General features: G+C 51.1%; 14 protein-coding genes. 7 read left to right on the top strand and 7 right to left on the bottom strand.

Annotation, left to right across the window (positions count from 1 at the left end; all coding sequences use genetic code 11):
* Positions 1-53 precede the first annotated feature (53 nt).
* A complete protein-coding gene (locus FMR86_RS17320) occupies positions 54-770 on the bottom strand; it encodes a M48 family metallopeptidase (RefSeq protein WP_163352658.1) in 717 nt (238 codons plus the stop codon).
* Between the two features lie 108 nt (positions 771-878).
* Here FMR86_RS17320 and FMR86_RS17315 point away from each other — a divergent pair, with 108 nt between their 5' ends.
* The 4 genes from FMR86_RS17315 (at position 879) to FMR86_RS17300 (ending at position 5,178) form a co-directional block, all read left to right on the top strand.
* On the top strand, positions 879-2,039 hold the full coding sequence (locus tag FMR86_RS17315) for an MFS transporter (RefSeq protein WP_163352657.1): 1,161 nt from the start codon (positions 879-881) through the stop codon (positions 2,037-2,039).
* A 123-nt stretch (positions 2,040-2,162) separates the two neighbouring features.
* A complete protein-coding gene (locus FMR86_RS17310) occupies positions 2,163-2,843 on the top strand; it encodes a response regulator transcription factor (RefSeq protein ID WP_203544983.1) in 681 nt (226 codons plus the stop codon).
* Positions 2,833-4,140 (top strand): HAMP domain-containing sensor histidine kinase, encoded by a 1,308-nt coding sequence (locus tag FMR86_RS17305; protein ID WP_163352656.1) that lies wholly within the window; start codon positions 2,833-2,835, stop codon positions 4,138-4,140. Before FMR86_RS17310 ends, FMR86_RS17305 begins: the two co-directional genes overlap by 11 nt.
* A gap of 159 nt (positions 4,141-4,299) precedes the next feature.
* Positions 4,300-5,178 carry a DUF6268 family outer membrane beta-barrel protein gene (locus FMR86_RS17300; protein WP_163352655.1) on the top strand — a complete coding sequence of 293 codons (879 nt, stop codon included), beginning with the start codon at positions 4,300-4,302 and terminating at the stop codon, positions 5,176-5,178.
* A 166-nt stretch (positions 5,179-5,344) separates the two neighbouring features.
* On the opposite strand, the gene uvrA is transcribed toward FMR86_RS17300, so the two are convergent.
* Both uvrA and FMR86_RS17290 read right to left on the bottom strand, forming a co-directional pair.
* Positions 5,345-8,092 (bottom strand): excinuclease ABC subunit UvrA, encoded by a 2,748-nt coding sequence (gene uvrA / locus FMR86_RS17295; protein WP_163352654.1) that lies wholly within the window; start codon positions 8,090-8,092, stop codon positions 5,345-5,347.
* Positions 8,093-8,194: 102 nt separating this feature from the next.
* A complete protein-coding gene (locus tag FMR86_RS17290) occupies positions 8,195-9,115 on the bottom strand; it encodes an HD-GYP domain-containing protein (protein ID WP_306770963.1) in 921 nt (306 codons plus the stop codon).
* A gap of 113 nt (positions 9,116-9,228) precedes the next feature.
* On the opposite strand from FMR86_RS17290, the gene FMR86_RS17285 reads away from it, so the two are divergent.
* A complete protein-coding gene (locus FMR86_RS17285; protein ID WP_163352653.1) occupies positions 9,229-10,419 on the top strand; it encodes an iron-containing alcohol dehydrogenase in 1,191 nt (396 codons plus the stop codon).
* A gap of 132 nt (positions 10,420-10,551) precedes the next feature.
* On the opposite strand, the gene FMR86_RS17280 is transcribed toward FMR86_RS17285, so the two are convergent.
* The 4 genes from FMR86_RS17280 to FMR86_RS17265 all read right to left on the bottom strand — a co-directional run bounded on the left by FMR86_RS17280 (position 10,552) and on the right by FMR86_RS17265 (position 15,033).
* Entirely contained in the window at positions 10,552-11,673 is a 1,122-nt protein-coding gene (locus FMR86_RS17280) for an ATP-binding protein (protein ID WP_163352652.1), read from the bottom strand.
* A 159-nt stretch (positions 11,674-11,832) separates the two neighbouring features.
* Positions 11,833-12,693, bottom strand: coding sequence for a bifunctional methylenetetrahydrofolate dehydrogenase/methenyltetrahydrofolate cyclohydrolase FolD (gene folD / locus FMR86_RS17275; RefSeq protein ID WP_163352651.1), 861 nt, complete (start codon positions 12,691-12,693; stop codon positions 11,833-11,835).
* Between the two features lie 179 nt (positions 12,694-12,872).
* Entirely contained in the window at positions 12,873-14,165 is a 1,293-nt protein-coding gene (eno, locus tag FMR86_RS17270) for a phosphopyruvate hydratase (protein WP_163352650.1), read from the bottom strand.
* 82 nt (positions 14,166-14,247) lie between these two features.
* A complete protein-coding gene (locus FMR86_RS17265; protein WP_163352649.1) occupies positions 14,248-15,033 on the bottom strand; it encodes a type III pantothenate kinase in 786 nt (261 codons plus the stop codon).
* A gap of 369 nt (positions 15,034-15,402) precedes the next feature.
* Here FMR86_RS17265 and FMR86_RS17260 point away from each other — a divergent pair, with 369 nt between their 5' ends.
* Positions 15,403-16,023: a MerR family transcriptional regulator gene (locus tag FMR86_RS17260; protein ID WP_163352648.1), complete on the top strand. Its 621-nt coding sequence runs from the start codon at positions 15,403-15,405 to the stop codon at positions 16,021-16,023.
* Between the two features lie 102 nt (positions 16,024-16,125).
* Complete coding sequence (gene htpG / locus FMR86_RS17255; protein ID WP_163352647.1) at positions 16,126-18,024, top strand: molecular chaperone HtpG; 1,899 nt, start codon at positions 16,126-16,128, stop codon at positions 18,022-18,024.
* Positions 18,025-18,115: the final 91 nt, after the last annotated feature.

Raw genomic sequence — 18,115 nt, 5'->3', positions numbered from 1 at the left:
TTCATTCATTTGCGGAGGTTTGTAAAGGGGAAGTAGAGAATTACAGCTTGTCCTTACAGTAAATTGATCCATGCCGGAACCAGACGACCAGCCTCTGATAACTCTTTTTCCAGCTTTTCCACGTCCGGTTCCACCATCTTGACCAGCCGCCAGTATTTAGCGGAATGGTTGAGGTGCACAGTGTGGCAGAGCTCATGAATAAGCACGTAGCGGGCTAAGCGGTAAGGCAGGAACATGAGCTTCATGTTCAGGTTGATATTACCCTTGGCGGAACAGCTGCCCCAGCGTTTGCGCTGGGCGCGGATAAAGGCTTTGCTGAAGGGCAGGTTCAGTTCTGTGGAAAGTTTTTTAAGTTCCGGGACGAGGAATTCGCGGGCTTCGCTGCGTACAAAACGGGTCAAAACTTCAAGCTCTTCTTCCGGCGACCAGCCCTCACCGCTTAAGAGCAGCTTGTCCACATTGCGGCGCATGCGTAATCCCGGCTTCCGGTTTTTGACCCGTCTGACCATGTATACTTTTCCGCTGGCCGCAAAGCAGATTTCATCGGGCAGGACCAGTTCCGGCGGATTCAGGGATAATCCTTTTCCTTCCAGCTTGCGGATGTTGTGTTCAATCCATTCCCGCCGCTTTTCCAGAAAATAGGGAACGTCGCGCTGGTTTACGCCTCTGGGCAGTACTACCTCAATTCCTTTGTCCGGAATGAGTTTGATGATTACGTTTTTTGCCCGCGGGCTGACCCGCACCGTGTACGGGGGGGGAAAATCTGCCATTTTTTGCCTGTTAAGTTTTGACTTGTTTTATGTTGGGTGCGGGATTACTTTTGGCGTCCCTGCTCATGCAGCTCTTTATCATAATCTCACCATTTCTAAGGATTACCCGTGTCTACAAAAAGCTTCACTTCCCGTAAGATGTATATATTCCTGCTGGTACTGACCATTGCCACCACTGTCGGTTTTCAAGGCTGGCGGACCCTGCTCAACAACTTTGCCGTGGAAGTGGCCGGGCTGGACGGCGGTCAGTTCGGAATGATCGGTTCCATTCGTGAGATTCCGGGCTTCCTTGCCCTGCTTGTAATCTACGTGCTCATGTTCATCAAGGAACACCGTCTGGCCGCTCTTTCGGTAATTGTCATGGGCGCGGGTATCAGCATAACCGGATTCATGCCTTCTTTTGCCGGACTGGCCTTTACCACCCTGCTCATGTCCTTCGGCTTTCACTATTACGAAACCCTGAACCAGTCCCTGACCCTGCAGTATTTCGGTTATTCCGAGGCCCCGCTGGTCATGGGCCGTTTGCGCAGTCTGGCGGCGGCGACAAATATCTGCGTGGGGGTGGTGGTCATCTCCATTTCAGGTTTCATGGGCTATAAAGAAATTTTTTTCGGTGCAGGCATGGTTGCGGTGCTGGCCGGGTTTTATTGTCTGACCCGTGACCCTTCGTCCCCGGACCTGCCCCCGCAGCACAAGAAAATGATCCTGCGCTCCAAATATTGGCTTTTCTATGCCCTCAGCTTCATGGCCGGGGCGCGCAGGCAGATTTTTGTGGCCTTTGCAGTCTTTCTGCTGGTCAAGAAATTCGGTTTTTCCTTGCAGCACATCGCTATCCTCTTTGTGCTCAACAACGTGATCAACTATTTTGCCAACCCCATCATCGCCAAGTGCGTGAATAAGTTCGGGGAGCGCAAGATGCTGACCCTTGAGTACGCCAGCCTGTTTTTTATTTTTACCGCCTACGCCTACACGGACAGTCCGCTGGTGGGCGCGCTGCTCTACATTCTGGACAATATTTTCTTTAATTTCACCATGGCCATCAAGACCTTCTTCCAGAAGATTGCCGACAAGCCTGATATTGCGCCGTCCATGGCGGTCAGCTTCACCATCAACCACATTGCGGCGGTCTTTGTGCCTGCTCTGGGCGGTCTGGCCTGGATGCAGGACTATCGTATCGTCTTTTTGGGAGCGGCCGCGCTGTCATTGGTATCCCTTGTACTCAGCCAGTTTGTGGATCGTGAATTGCGTTTGAAAAGTCAGGTCGGGTAAGCGCGGTCACAAACATTTCACATCTTCCCGGCTAGTGACTCTGCATACACGGCCTCGTCTTTTTCAGGCTGACCATGTATGAAGAAGATACCGATTTTGAACCGGGAGAGTGAAATGGAGCCGTTGAAAGTCTTGGTCGTGGAAGACCATCAGGATTTAGCCGAAAATATATGTGACTATCTTTCAGCACTGGGGCATGTAGTTGATTATGCCCCTGATGGAGTTGTAGGGTTGCATCTGGCGGTGACCGGGAATTATGACGCCCTTGTACTGGATGTCATGATGCCCGGTCTGGACGGAATCAATGTCTGCGCCCGCATCCGGGAATCCTCCATAGTCCAGCCTGCCATACTCATGCTTACCGCTCTTGATACTTTGCAGGACAAACTTTCCGGCTTTGATTCCGGTGCTGACGATTATCTGGTCAAACCCTTCGCCCTTGAGGAACTCAGCGCAAGGCTCGATGCCGTGACCCTGCGCCGCAGGGGGCGCAGCAATCCCAAGCTTACCGTTGGGCAGCTTGTTCTGGACAGCGGAACCATGTCCGTGAGCCGGGCCGGAAAGCAGGTTAAGCTGAACCGGGTCTGCTTTCAGATTTTGAAAAAGCTTATGGAAACTCACCCAAATGTTCTTTCGCGCAGTGAAATGGAATTTACCGTCTGGGGTGAAGACCCGCCGGACAGCGATGCCCTGCGCAGCCATATCTACAAATTACGGCTCAAGGTTGATAAGAATTTTGCTTACCCCATGATTGAGACCGTGCATGGGGTGGGATTCCGGCTGGCGGCAGAAGATGAAATTTAACAGTCTGCGCTTCAAGGCGATAGTTCTCTACAGTGTATCGTTGGTTATTTTACTGGCTTTGTACGGCTGGGCACAGTTCGGCACCGCCCGGGTTACCGAGGACGAGGTTCTCAATAATATCCTCCGCTATGAGGCCGATGATTATTTCAACCGCTATGATGCAGACCCTGATACCCGCTTACCCCAAATGCGCCATATGCGTGCGTTTAATGATCCCGAACAGCTCCTTCCGGAGTTCAGGGCCAAACTTCCAATGATGCGGGACGGTGTTTATGAAACCAGCGGTCCGTTTGCGATTCCGGGACCTGACTCTCACAATATACTGGTCCGCACCTATCCTGAAGGAGATAGACGGCTGTATCTTGTTTATGATGCCAGCCACGTGATTGCCGAGCATTCCTGTTCTTTGGGGTCCACCAGCATAATGGTTATTTATTTTGTCTTCACTGCTGTGCTGGGAACCTTGCTGGTCTTTTTCATAGGTAAAATTATTTTTTATCCCCTTGATTCACTGGCGGGCAAATTGCGGGCCTACGCTCCGGATGATCTGGATAGAGTTTTTTCCGAGTCCGAACGGAGGGATGAAGTAGGTCTTCTTGCCTCAAATATCCAGAACTCGTTTCAAAGAGTGCGTTGTTTCATAAAAAGGGAACAGGAATTTACCCGCGACGCAAGTCATGAGTTACGAACTCCGCTGAGTGTGATCAAAGGGGCCATGGAATTGATCCGGCTGTACCCGGAGTCAGAGCGTCCTGAAATGCAGAAGCCGCTGGACCGCATTGAACGCTCGGTCACGGACATGGAAGAGATCATCGAAACCCTGCTCTGGATTGCCCGCGAGGAGAGCGGAGATGTTGCGGGCAGTACGTTCTGTCTTTCAGAAGCGGTGGAAGGAGTAGTGCAAAGCCTGCATCCTTTGGCTGAGAGTAAGAATATTGACCTCGTGATTGAGTTGGAGGGAGACGATATCAACACTGCCCCGAAGCGCGCTTTTTCTATTGTCCTTTCCAATCTGCTGGCCAATGCTTTCAATTATACTCCCAATGGTTCGGTGGGAGTCAGCCTGAAAGGTTCCGTTCTTACCGTCTGGGATACCGGGATGGGTATTGCGGATGAAATACTGGAGAATGTTTCAAACCCGTATGTAAAAGGCGAGAACAGCAGCGGCTTCGGACTCGGATTATCCATCGTCCAGAGGCTTTGTGACCGTTTTGGTTGGATTTTTTACATCAGCAACCGCAGTGGCGGCGGTACTGTTGTTTCCATTGATTTCAGCTCAACCAAGGGTGAGACTTAATAAGTTCTACTTATTGTTTCTTAAGATGACTTAGTTCTTTTTGTGTTGGAAAATTAGTATTTCACGATTATTTCACAGTTTGATTACTTACTGTTCACGTTGCGGAGATTATTCAGTTTTGAATTCAATAATGATTCGCCCTGGAGGGATTATTTCATCATGATCAAAATTACCAATATTCTGCTTGCTTTTATGATTGTCTGCTGTGCAAGCAGTGCCGCAGCCGGAGAGCACAGCCTATTTGAGCCCGTATCCATCCGGGCTACCGGAAAATATATTTCCGATGCTGACTACAAGGACAGTGACGGCTCATCCTCTGTTATCGGCGGGCAGGCCCGTCTGAAAGCCGGGGGATTCTCACTGAGCTACGAAGCACAGCATTACTCATGGGACAATGTGGACCAGCTCAACTTCGGTAACGGGCAGGACGATCCGTGGAATACCCTGCATCGCTTGAGCATCGGTTATAATTTTAACGGTGCCATCAACAAGAACTGGTTCTACGGGGTCGGCATTACCGGAACATCCGCTTTTGAAGAGGAAATGGAAGATTCCTTTGGTGGAGCCTTGCGCGGACACATCGGCTATGTTTTCAATGACAACTGGCGAGCACTTATCGGGGTGCGCGGTTTTGCAAACGCCATCCGCTATTCGGCCATGCCATATTTCGGCATCAACTTTACCGATTACGCTGAAGACGGTTCCGGCTATTTCATGAACCTCGGCATGCCCGCTACAGAGGTCGGTTATTCTTTCAACGATGCCAACACCCTGCGTGCGGCTTTCAATTTTGACGGCAAAACCTACCGCTTAAAAGACGACAGCACTGTTTCCGATGCCGGATACGTAGAGACCAGCAGCATGAAAGTCGGGGTCTATTATGACTACCAGCCGGTCAAGAACTGCTCTATTTCTATCGGCCCGGAATACGTATTCTCCCGTGAGACCAAGTTTTTCGACAAGCATGGAAACAAGTTCGGGGCAGAAGATCAGGAAGCCGCTTTCGGAGCGTTTTTTAATTTGAAGTATAAGTTTTAAGGAGATCGTATTCACGGTGTCCAATTAAAAGGACATATCCATAGAGTTACTTACAAACTTAACAATTGATGATATTTTCTTACCTGCCATGTTGGTCCTCCTTCAGGGTTAGATGTTTAGCACACCTATTTTATCCTGTTTGGAGCCAACATGGTATTTGGAATTCTTAAATCAAAAACTTCCCGGTAACTGAATCCGGGTTGGCGATAATCTCCTCAGGTGTTCCCTGAGCAACAATCTGCCCGCCGGACTCCCCGCCTCCGGGTCCGAGGTCGAAAACATAATCAGAAGCACGGATAACATCGGTATTGTGTTCAATAACGATAACCGTGGCCCCTTTTTCCACCAACTGCTGCAGAACCTTGATCAGCTTGCCCACCTCGTGCATATGCAGCCCGGTGGTCGGCTCATCAAGAATGTACAGTGTCCCGGGCAGGCTGCGTTTGCCCAGCTCACGGGATATCTTGATCCGCTGCGCCTCCCCGCCGGAAAGGGTGGTGGCCGGCTGCCCCAGCTGCACATATTCCAGCCCGACCTGCTCCAGCACTTCCAGCCTGCGCTTCAGTGTGGGGTGGTTCTCAAAAAACGCCTTGGACTGCCGCACGGTCATATCCAGCACTTCGGCGATATTCTTGCCCTTGTAATCAACTTCAAGGGTCTGGCTGTTGTAACGCTTGCCCTTGCAGACATCGCAGGTCACGTAGACATCGGGCAGGAAATGCATTTCCACCCTGATCTGACCGTCACCGCGACAGGCTTCGCAACGACCGCCGCGCACGTTGAAACTGAAACGCCCGGGCTTGTAGCCGCGCTTCTTGGACTCCTTGGTGGCGCAGAAGATCTTGCGGATCTCATCAAAAATCTTGGTGTAGGTGGCCGGGTTGGAACGCGGGGTCCTGCCGATGGGAGACTGGTCAATGGAGATAATCTTTTCAATCTTCTCAATGCCGTCAATGCCGGAAATACGTCCGGGCTGATCCACCTTCACCCCGCGCGACAAAGCGATGTGCTTGTACATGGAATCCACCACCAGCGAACTCTTTCCCGAACCGGAAACCCCGGTAAAACAGCAGAGCACGCCCAGCGGGATATCCACATCCAGATTCTTCAGGTTGTTGGTCTGAACCCCTTTCATTTTGATCCAGTCCTTGGGAATACGCCGCTCTTCGGGCTTGTCCAAAGCCAGCTCACCGCGCAGGTATTTGGCGGTCAGGGTCTGCGCCTTGCCGAGCAGTTTTTTAACGCTGCCCTGAAAAACAATCTCCCCGCCGAGCATGCCCGAACCGGGACCGATTTCAATGACATGGTCGGCATTACGGATGGTGGATTCATCATGTTCCACCACCAGCACGGTATTGCCGCGCGACTGGAGCGAACGCAGGGTTTCGATCAGCCGCTCATTATCACGCGGATGAAGGCCGATGGAAGGCTCATCCAGCACGTAGGTTACGCCCACCAGCCCGGAACCGAGCTGCCCGGCCAGCCTGATGCGCTGGGCCTCACCGCCGGACAAAGTAGCCATGTTCCGGCCGAGGTTCAGGTAATCAAGCCCCACATTGACCATAAAACCGAGACGATGGGTCAACTCTTTGAGGAGCGGTTCGGCAATAAGCAGTTCATGACCGGAAAATTCAAGATTTTCCAGCCAATCCAGAGCCCGTTTGATGGACATGGAACAGAATTCGAAAATTGAAACACCCTCAACCTTAACTGCCAGCGATTCAGGACGCAGCCTCGCGCCATCACAGGCCGGACAGGGCCGCGACTGCCGGAACCGGGAAAGTTCATCGCGCCAGATGCGGCCAAGATTATGGCCCACCTCAAGCAGATCGACCACGCCTTCCCAGCCAAGTTCCTTATCACCATAGAAAAGTGCTTTATGCGCGGCTGCGGAAAATTCAGCCAACGGGGTATCCACTTTAAAGCCGTATTTTTTGCCCAGCTGCTTGAAATCAAGTTCGTAGCGTTCGAACATTTTCGGGGATTTCCACGGGATGACCGCCCCGGTTTTCAGCGAAAGGCCCTTGTTGGGGGCCAGCAGTTCCGGCTCGTAATATTCAACGCTGCCGATGCCGGAACAAAGCGAACAGGCTCCCTGCGGACTGTTGAACGAGAACAGCTGCGGGGAAAGCTTGGGCATGCTGATTTTACACGAAGGACAGGTGGACATGGTCGAAAGATAAACATCCTCGCCGCCGATGATGGAGACCACTATGGATTCATCTCCGTAGCGCAGGGCCAGTTCCAGTGAATCACCCAGCCGCTTTTTCATGTCGCCCTTGATTACAAGGCGGTCCACCACCAGATCGATATTATGTTTTTTATTCTTCTCAAGGTCCGGTACATCGTCAATGGTATAGACCTGACCGTCCACGCGCACACGCACGAACCCTTCTTTTTTCAGCTTCTTAAGCAAATCCTTATGAGTCCCCTTCTGGTGGTCCACCAGCGGGGCCATGAGCATAAATTTGGTGCCTTCACCAAAGGACATGATCCGGTCCAGAATCTGGTCCGAGGTCTGTGCTTCAATGGGGATACCGCATTCCGGACAGTGGAATTTACCCAGCCGGGCAAAAAAGACACGCAGGAAGTCATAAATCTCGGTCACCGTACCCACTGTCGAGCGCGGGTTGCGCGAGGTGGATTGCTGTTCCAGAGAAATGGCCGGGGAAAGCCCCTCGATCTTATCCACTTTCGGCTTGTCCAGCTGCGGCAGAAACTGGCGGGCATAGGCGGAAAGGGATTCCACATACCTACGCTGCCCTTCAGCGTAAACAATGTCGAAAGATAAGGTGGATTTACCGGACCCCGAAGGGCCGCAGACCACAACCAGCTGGTCGCGGGGTATATCAAGGTCTAAATTTTTAAGGTTGTGCTGACGCGCACCTTCAATATGTATGGAATTTTTTTTCATGAAATATGCCTTCGCCGTGCTGAGCGATTGTTAAGGAAAAATTAACACGAAGGGAGAGAATAAGCATTTCCCCACAGAAGGCAAGCAAATTAGGAATGGTTCTTAATTATTTTTTGTGGCTTCGTCAGAATGGGCTGATTTTCCCATGGTGCAGGTGCTGAAATTATCTTCCACATCTTCAAGACCATGCTCTTCAATCTCAACAATGAAAAGCTCCACCAGTTCCGGGTCAAGTGACGGTCCGGCCAGCTTGCGCAGGATGGAGAAGGCTTTCCCGAGATCCATGGCCTGCTGATAAGTGCGGGTGGTGGTTACTGCGTCAAATACATCGGCAATGGATAAAATACGTGAACCGGTCTTGATTTCATTACCCGCAAGGCCGTTGGGGTAACCGGTGCCGTCCAGCCGTTCATGATGCGAACGCACGTATTCCAAAGCCGGACCGAGAAATTCCAGCCCGCGCAGCATCCTGAATCCCCATTCCGGGTGCTGCTTGATCTCAGCCAGCATGTCCGCATCCACCTTGGTATCCACATTCTGGATCAAGCGGTCACTGAATCCGATCTTGCCGATATCATGCAGAGTCCCGGCCACATGCATGGTCCAGATTTCGTCTTCAGGCAAATCCATACGCCGGGCCAGCCGCTCGCAATAAAGCCCGACCCGTTCCGCATGTCCACGGGTATACGGATCACGCAAACTGAGTCCGCGCGCCACAGCCTTGATGGTCGCCACAATATTACACTTAAGATCGTCATTGGCCTGTTCAAGAGCGAACTCGCGGGCCTCAATACGAACCATCATCAAACCCACGGATTCCGCCAGTTCCCGCACAAAAGGATCATATTCCTCAGTAGTCAGATGCATAATGTCATTGGAATAATTTCCGCCGGAAATTTCCTGAATACAGGTCATGAGTTCGGTGAGTCCTTTCATGTGGCTGTCCAGTCTGTTAGATGGGGTTACTGCGGAACAAATGGCATTGACCCTGATCAGAATCAAGCCGTTTGCAGAATCAGGCAAGAACTATTCAAAAACAGGTATTCAGATTTTGCGCCCGCTCTGCCATATTGCATTCAACGAAGACAAACAAAGGTTACTAACTTTTTTAATATTTAATAATTAGGAGCAGCATAATGAATTCTTCTTTCAATTTCTACATTCCCACCAATATTGTTTTCGGCCCCGGTCGCATCAAGGAACTGGCATCAATGGAACTGCCCGGCAAAAAGGCACTCATCGTGACCACATCCGGTAAATCCGTAATCAAATTCGGTTACCTCGACATGGTCAAAGACGCGCTTAGGGAGCATGGCATTGAATCCGTAGTATTCAACAAAATCCTGCCCAACCCCACCCTCGATCACGTCATGGAAGGCGCGCAGGTTGCCCGTGACAGCAACTGCGATTTCATCATCGGACTCGGCGGCGGCAGCCCCATTGATTCCGCCAAATCCATCGCCATCATGGTCAACAACCCCGGCAACTACTGGGATTACATCCCTGCCGGAACAGGCAAAGGCAAATCCGTTACCGAACCGGTCCTGCCGCTGGTAGCCATCCCCACCACCGCCGGAACCGGAACCGAAGCCGACCCGTGGACCGTTATCACCAACATGGAAACCCAGGAAAAAATCGGTTTCGGTCTCGTGCCCGACACCTTCCCGGTAATTTCCATCGTCGACCCCGAACTCATGGTCAGCATTCCACCGCATCTGACCGCTTATCAGGGCATGGATGCATTCTTCCACGCAGCCGAAGGCTACCTTGCCACTGTCAGTCAGCCCGCCAGCGACCATTTCGCCCTTGGTTCCATTGAGCTGATCAATAAATTCCTGCCCCGCGCAGTAAAAGACGGTTCCGACCTCGAAGCCCGCACCGCCTTAGCATGGGCCAGCACCCAGTCCGGTCTGGTGGAATCCACATCCTGCTGCATCTCCCAGCACTCCATGGAACACGCCCTCTCCGCATTCGACCCCGCAGTGCCCCACGGCGCAGGGCTGATCTTACTCAGCATCCCTTACTTCACCTTCATGGCTGAAAAAGCCCCGGAACGGTTCCCGGCCATGGCAAAAGCAATGGGCGTAAACGTGGACGCCCTGCCTGAAAATGAACGTCCCATGGCTTTCGTCAAAGCACTCAAAGAGCTCATCACAGCCATTGACTGCGACTCCCTGAGTATCAAGGACTTCAAACTCGAAAAATCACAGTGCGAAGCCCTCGCAGACAACGCCATGACCGCCATGGGTTTCCTCTTCGACCTTGATCCTTACAAGATGAGCAAAGAAGAGTGCGTAGCTATTTTTGAGCAGGTTTTTGAGGGGTAGGGATTGGGTTGATTTATAAAATCAAAGAAATTATTCTAGGAGAATAATTCTATTGGAATAATTTTTAGTGTTCTAGTAGAGCAAAATGGAACTCCCCCTTTCTCGGCTGTTGAGGAAGGGGGAGTTTTTGATTTAAAATGTTCTGATCAGCCACTTCCTGAATACCGGGTCGACAAGTTCCCAGCCGTTCTTTTCATCGCTAATCAAGTCTTGCACACTCAAATGCTTCAAAGCTTTTTGCACCCCGCCGGATGACAGATTTGTTTCTTTCAGGAAGACCTGCGAGGTAACTTTGCTTCCGGGAAACTTTGCCAACCCGACCAGCAAGGCAAGCTGTACCGGAGTCAAACCATCTACAATTCCCTGATAAGAATATCTTTCGCTCGCCAACAATGATTCAAAGCATTCATCAACATCATCAAGGCTTGGGTCAGTCCCCATTCCAAACAACAAGTAGCTGAACAGCTGGGCGTAATACGGATATTGATCAACGAGAGAAGAAACCAAAACAGCGGCTTCGCGTGAAATAGATTTACCGCCTTTGCTGAAAAGATCGACGATATACTCCACAAGATCTTCATGGGGCAGCGGGGGCAACTCCATCAAAAGTGTGCTGTTATAGAATGGACGGTGCCTGTCCGTAAACATGGATTTGAGAATACGCCGCCTGCTGCCCGCAAAGATATACCCGGCTCCATGCATCTGGATATGGGTCCGCAACAAGGCTTCGGTTTTACCCTTGTCCACTTCCACAATATCCTGAAATTCATCCATGGCGATGTGCACGGGTCTGTCCGCTTTTTCGGCAAACCGCCCTATTTCTTTGAGTAAGGATTCAAGCAAATCATAACCAGAAATGCCCTCAGTAGCGCGCACATCTATTTCGATCCCGCCATCTTCAGTTGGAGTAAATACCGGGCGGTAAGTCCTGAAAAATTCCAACAAAGCTTTTTTGCCCTTCTCAAAAAAGGACACATACTCGCTTAGTCCTTCGTAAACCGCCCGCGCAAGCCGCGAGGCTAGGTCTTCCACCGACATTACTCGATAAAAATCAACATAAAAGACGTAAGCACCTTGATCATGCAACTCATTCTGGGCACGTTTGATTAGAGAGGTTTTCCCATATCTACGAGGAGAAAAAAGAGTCACGTTCGCGCCGTTCATGCCGTGCGTGATCAAATCGACAAGTTCTTTTTCACGGTCACAGAAAGGATCGCTGGGGCGTAAGGTGTTAAAGCGGAAAGGATTATTCATGACATACTCCAAATTATTCTAGTAGAGCATTTGATTTTATTCTCTTGGAATTATTCTAGTAGAATATTTTGCTTTGTCAACTTCCAGCAAACTAAAAAACTCCCTGCCTCAACCGAGACAGGGAGTTTTTCAATCCTAAATATATCAACCAGCTAAACCCTACGCCCCCACATGCTCCTTATAAGCCTGTACGGTATTGATCAGAAGCTGGGCAATGGTCATGGGTCCGACTCCGCCGGGAACGGGAGTCATGGCGGATGCCACGTCTTCAAGGGCGGCGTAATCACAGTCACCCACCAGACCTTCATCAGTGCGGTTGATGCCTACGTCAACAACGACTGCGCCGTCTTTGACCATATCTTTCTTGATGAACTTGGCAATGCCGATGGCGGCAAAAACGAAATCTGCGACTTTGACTTCCTCGGCGAGGTTGTCGGTGCGGGAATGACAGACAGTCACGGTGGCGTTTGCGAAATCACCGTACTGCATAAGCATCATGGCAAGAGGCTTACCGACGATGTTGGAACGGCCTACCACTACGGCTTTCTTGCCGGAGGTGGGCAGGTTGTAACGTTCCAGCAGGGTCATGATACCTGCGGGAGTACATGAACGGAAACCGGGCAGGCCGAGCATGAGCTTGCCTACGTTCATGGGATGGAAACCGTCCACGTCCTTGCCGGGATCGATAAGTTCGAGGCAACGCTGGCTGTCCAGTCCCTTGGGCAGGGGCAGCTGCAGCAAAATACCGTCGATGGTCTCGTCTGCGTTGAGCTTCTGGATCAGGGCTTCCAGATCTTCCTGAGAAACGGACGCATCAATACGGTGGGCAGTGGAAACAATACCCGCTTTTTCGCAGGCGATTTCCTTGTTGCGCACGTAAACCTGAGATGCCGGGTCCTCGCCGACCAGAATAACGGCCAGACCGGGCGCGCGGCCGTGTTTTTCTTTAAGTCCGTCTATCTCTACTTTCAGCTCTTCACGAATAGTAAGAGCTGTTTCTTTACCATTCAAAATCTGCATTGAAATTTCTCCGCTGTTTTGGGCCTGTGGGTGAAAAAGGCATATTGTAATTTTCACCCACTGGCAAGAAGACAATACACTATTCCCCCGCCAACATAAAAACTAACATACCATATACACAAAAAGGGCTGCGGAGATAACCCCGCAGCCCTGTAATAAACTAAACAGTCTAGCTGTTCCTAGTCTTCGCCGAAGAAAGCTTCCTTCAGAGCGGGACCGTAGTAGATGCCATCATCTTCGAGGTCTTCCTCGATGCGCAGCAGCTGGTTGTACTTGGCGAGACGGTCGGAGCGGCACAGAGAGCCGGTCTTGATCTGGCCTGCGTTCAGACCTACTGCGAGGTCAGCGATGAAGTGGTCGCTGGTTTCACCGGAACGGTGGGATACAACGTTGGTGTAGCCTGCGGTCTTGGCCAGTTCCATGGTGTCGAGGGTTTCGGTCAGGGTACCGATCTGGTTCAGCTTGATCAGAATGGAGTTACAAGCACCGCGCTCGATACCTTCAGCAAGGATTTCGGGGTTGGTTACGAAAAGGTCGTCACCAACGAGCTGGATTTTTTCACCGAGATCGTCGGTCATTTTTACCCAGCCTTCCCAGTCGCCTTCTGCAAGGCCGTCTTCAATGGAGATGAGCGGGAAACGCTCTACGAAGTCAGCGTAGAAATCGATCATGCCCTGAGCGTCGAATTCCTTGTTTTCACCGGCCAGTACGTACTTGCCGTCTTTGTAGAATTCGGAAGCAGCTGCGTCGATAGCGAGAGCTACGTCAGCACCGGGACGGTAACCTGCGGCTTCGATGGCTTTCATGATGTATTCGAAAGCCTGTGCGTGGGACTCGAGGTTCGGCGCGAAGCCGCCTTCGTCACCAACAGCGGTGTTGTGGCCGTCAGCAGCCAGCAGACCTTTCAGGGTGTGGAAAATTTCAGCACCCATGCGCAGAGCTTCAGCGAAGGTCTCAGCACCGATGGGCATGATCATGAATTCCTGAATATCGAGGTTGTTGGGTGCGTGCTCGCCACCGTTGATGATGTTCATCATGGGAACAGGCAGGAGCTTGCCGTTTACACCGCCGAGGTACTGGTAAAGGGGAATGCCGAGCAGGTTTGCGCCAGCGCGGGCAACAGCCATGGAAACGCCGAGCATTGCGTTTGCGCCGAGACGTTCCTTGTTTTCAGTGCCGTCCAGCTCGATGAGAATGTTATCGATGGTAACCTGACGCAGGGCATCCTGACCGACCAGAGCTTCAGCGACTTCTTCACGAACGTTGGCAACAGCAACCTGTACGCCTTTACCTTTGTAACGGTCTTTATCGCCGTCACGCAGTTCGAGGGCTTCACGGGTACCGGTGGATGCTCCGGAGGGAACAGCTGCACGGCCGGTGGCGCCGGATTCAAGAACAACTTCAACTTCTACGGTGGGGTTACCTCTGGAGTCGAGAATTTCTCTCGCCCATACTGCGGTAATAGTACTCATAACATTACTCCTTAAAAATAAATCAACACTTTCCGGTTACTAAACTGCCGGGTACATTCCCGGCCAAAAAACCTACACTAAACTATTTTTCACTGCCGAACCAAGCCATGCGCAACCCGTCCAGAAGAAGGGTCGGTTCCACACGGTCGATTGCCCGGCAGACTTCAGCAATTTTGGAGGCAAAACCTCCGGTGGCGATTAGCTCGACCTCCCCGCCGAGAGTCTTGCCCAGTCGCTCGCTCAAGCCTTCAACCATGGCCGCGAACCCGAAGATAAGCCCCTGATTGAGGCTGTCTGCGGTACTTTTGCCCGGTCTGATGGTGTCGGACTCGATCTCTAAAGAAATATGCGGCAGCTTGGCCGTCCCGGATGCCAGTGCCTTGGTGGAAGAGAGCACACCGGGACAGATCAGCCCGCCCATGTAATCCATGCCCACCACACAGTCGAAGGTGGTGGCGGTTCCGAAATCAACCACGATGAGGTTCTCGCTGTCACTGAGCTGGCGGCCCGCAAAGGCGGTAACCAGCCTGTCAGCCCCCACCTCCCACGGCCTTTCGTACTTGTTGTTCAGGGCCAGCGGGATGGAATTCGGGGCAAAACGCAGTTCGCAGGGGAAAAACCTTTCCACGGCCCGCTTAAGGATCGGGTTCATGGGCGGAACAACCGAAGACACGGCCCCGCCGATGATGTCCTCATTGGAGAAACCGGCCACCCGGCAGATTTCAACCAGCTTCAGCCCCCATGAATCAGCAGTGCCGCCAGGATCGGTAGGCAGGGTGAACGAGGGACCGATTTTATCACGGGTGGAAAAACCGATTTTGGTATTGGTATTCCCCACATCAAAAAGTAAAATAGTTTCCGAACTCAAAGAGGACTCCGCTGCTTGCTGGATTCTTACTCCAAAGTCTAATACCATATTCCGCAAAAACTAAAAACATGATTGCGGTACAATTATGGTACAACCTTAAGTCTGTTTTCAAAGACCGTTGGAAAAACGAAAATCGCAATTGATTTCTCTTTCCAGTCAGCCTTTTAAGACCTGTCTGGACCACCGCGTACTCCATTCTGGAGAAGGAATCAATAGGGTTTCCTGATCGAAAGTGAACACAAAAATGTTCGAAATGCAACATTTTTGTAATAATTTGATAGCTTATTGACTTGGGTTGAATTAAAAATTAAAAAAAATAAATCATCAAAAAATTTTGAATTTTCCATGAACCCCAATGCGGAGCATGCCGTGCCAGACAAAAAACTTCTCTCCATTGCGGAGATTTCACGCCTGCTGGAAGTCCCTGAATCAACCCTGCACTACTGGAAAAACCGTTTTGCCCAGTACCTGCCCAGCACAGGACGCAACAGGCAGAAAAGATTTAAATCTGAAGCAGTTGAAATTTTTAAAATTATCGCCTCCATGCTCAAACAGGGTCATACCGCCGAAGATGTCATGGCCGAACTTTCCCGCAAATATCCGGTCAACGTGGCCATTGATCCGCAGGGGCCGGAAGTGAGCGCGGCCGCGCCTGCCGCTCCCGCCCAAATGCAACAGGCCAACCTTGAACCTGCCATCCAGCTGGCCGCAGCCATGGGTACGGAAATAGCCAAGTCCATTAATGAAGGACTGAAAGGCATGTTATCCTGTATGCCGCAGGGAACAATATCCGAAGACGTAAAAGCCTGCATGGATAAAGCCAGCGCGGACCTGAATGCCCAGAATGAAAGCATTGAAGGCTTGAAAAGCGAGAATAACGAACTCAAAGAAAAGCTCTCCATCATGGAAGCGGAGCTGGTCCGACTGCGCAAAGACCGCCGCGAAATGGAAAAATACCTGCTTGACAAGCTGAAAACCATTACTAAATAAGATTAGTCCTTTCCCCCGGAAACGGACACTAAAAATTACACACAAGACCTTCCGGCTGACCTGCGCAGCCGGAAGGAATTTTATGTTTATGGAGGAATTAAAATGACTGCCCAGACAGAAAAATTCGAATTCAAAGCTGAAGTAAACCAGCTGCTGGACATCCTGGTCCACTCTCTCTACACCAACCGCGAAATTTTCCTGCGCGAACTGGTTTCCAACGCATCAGACGCCCTTGATAAAATGCGCTTCGCCATTAACAGCAATCCTGAGCTGGAAGATGAAGTGGAACCTGAAATCCTCATCGCTTATGACGAAGAGAAAAAGACCGTAACCGTGACCGATACCGGTATCGGCATGACCCGCGAAGAAGTGATGACCAACATCGGGACCATCGCCCATTCCGGTTCTGCCGAATTCGTCAAGCAGGCAGCTGAATCAAAAGAAAGCCTCGATTCCCTCATCGGCCGTTTCGGTGTGGGCTTCTACTCCATCTTCATGGTTTCCGATCACGTTGTTGTTCGCACTAAGTCATACAAGAAAGACGAGCCCGCAATCCAGTGGGTTTCCGACGGCAAAAACGCTTACGAGCTGACCGAGATCGAACCGGAAATGGATCACGGAACCATCATTGAAATCCACCTCAATGAAGACAACGCCGAACGTTTCGATTCCGATGACAAACTCAAGGAAATCGTCAAACGCCACTCAAACTTCGTATCTTTCCCCATCATGATCGGCGGTGAGCGGGTCAACACAGTATCCGCCCTCTGGCGTGAACCTAAATTCCAGATCAAGCAGGAACAGTACGAAGAATTCTACAAATTCCTGACCTACGATGTGCAGCCTCCCATCGATACCCTGCATTTTTCCGTGGACGCTCCGGTACAGTTCAACTCCCTGCTCTTCATCCCGGAAAAAGACCTCGATATCTTCGGCATGGACCGCGACAACTGGGGACTGGACCTTTACGTGCGCCGCGTGCTCATCGAAAAGCAGAACAAAAACCTGCTTCCCGAATACCTGAGCTTCATCAAGGGTGTGGTCGATACTGAAGACCTGCCCCTGAACATCTCCCGCGAAACCCTGCAGGACAACCTGCTCATCGGCAAAATCAGCACAACCCTGACCAAACAGGTTCTGGGTCAGCTGGAAAAACTCGCCAAGGATGACGCCGAAAAGTACGCCAAGTTTTGGAAAGCCCACTCCAAAATTTTCAAAGCCGGGCACATGGATTTTATCAACCGCGAGAAATTCGCCAACCTGCTCCGCTTTGATTCTTCCAAAGCTGAAGGTGAAACCCTTGTTTCCTTCGCTGACTACATCGAACGCGCCAAGGAAGACCAGAAGGAAATCTACTACTCAGTGGTAGCCAGCCGCGAGGCCGCCAACCTCAACCCGCACCTTGAAATCTTCCGTAACAAGGATATCGAAGTACTCTACCTTTACGAGCCTATCGATGAATTCGTCATGGAATCCATCCGCGAATACGAAGACTTCAGCTTCGTAGCCGCCGAGTACGCCGACCTTGAAAAGCTGGACAAATTTGAGTCCGCTGAAAAAGAAGATGAGCCGGAACCTCTTTCCGAAGAACAGGAAAAAGACATGGACGCGCTCATCGCCAGGATGAAAGAAGTCCTCGGTGAACAAGTGGCGGAAGTGAAGGTTTCCGAAAGACTTTCCGATTCCCCCTGCCGTCTGGTCAACCCGGATGGAGCCATGACCTCTTCCATGGAAAAACTCATGAAGGCCATGAACAAAGACAGCTCCATCCCCACCAAGACCATGGAAGTGAACGCCGACCACCCGCTGCTGCGTTCCATGCTGGAAATCTTCAAGGTCAACCCGGAAGACGAGTTCATCGCCCTTTCCTCCAACCAGCTCCTTGAATCCGCCCTGCTGCTGGAAGGCTATCTGAACGACCCCCACGCCCTTGTGGGCCGCATCCAGAGCCTGCTGACCAAAGCCGGCGGCTGGTATGCCGAACTGGAAAAGAAAGACTAGTCATTTCATATAAAAAAATGCATAAAATCCCCGGTGGAAATTTTCCGCCGGGGATTTTTTTCAACATATTTCAAATCGATGTTGATGCTGC

Origin of the sequence: Desulfovibrio sp. JC010 (genome assembly GCF_010470675.1) — a bacterium.
GTDB lineage: Bacteria > Desulfobacterota > Desulfovibrionia > Desulfovibrionales > Desulfovibrionaceae > Maridesulfovibrio.
This window is presented reverse-complemented; position numbering and strand designations above follow the sequence as displayed.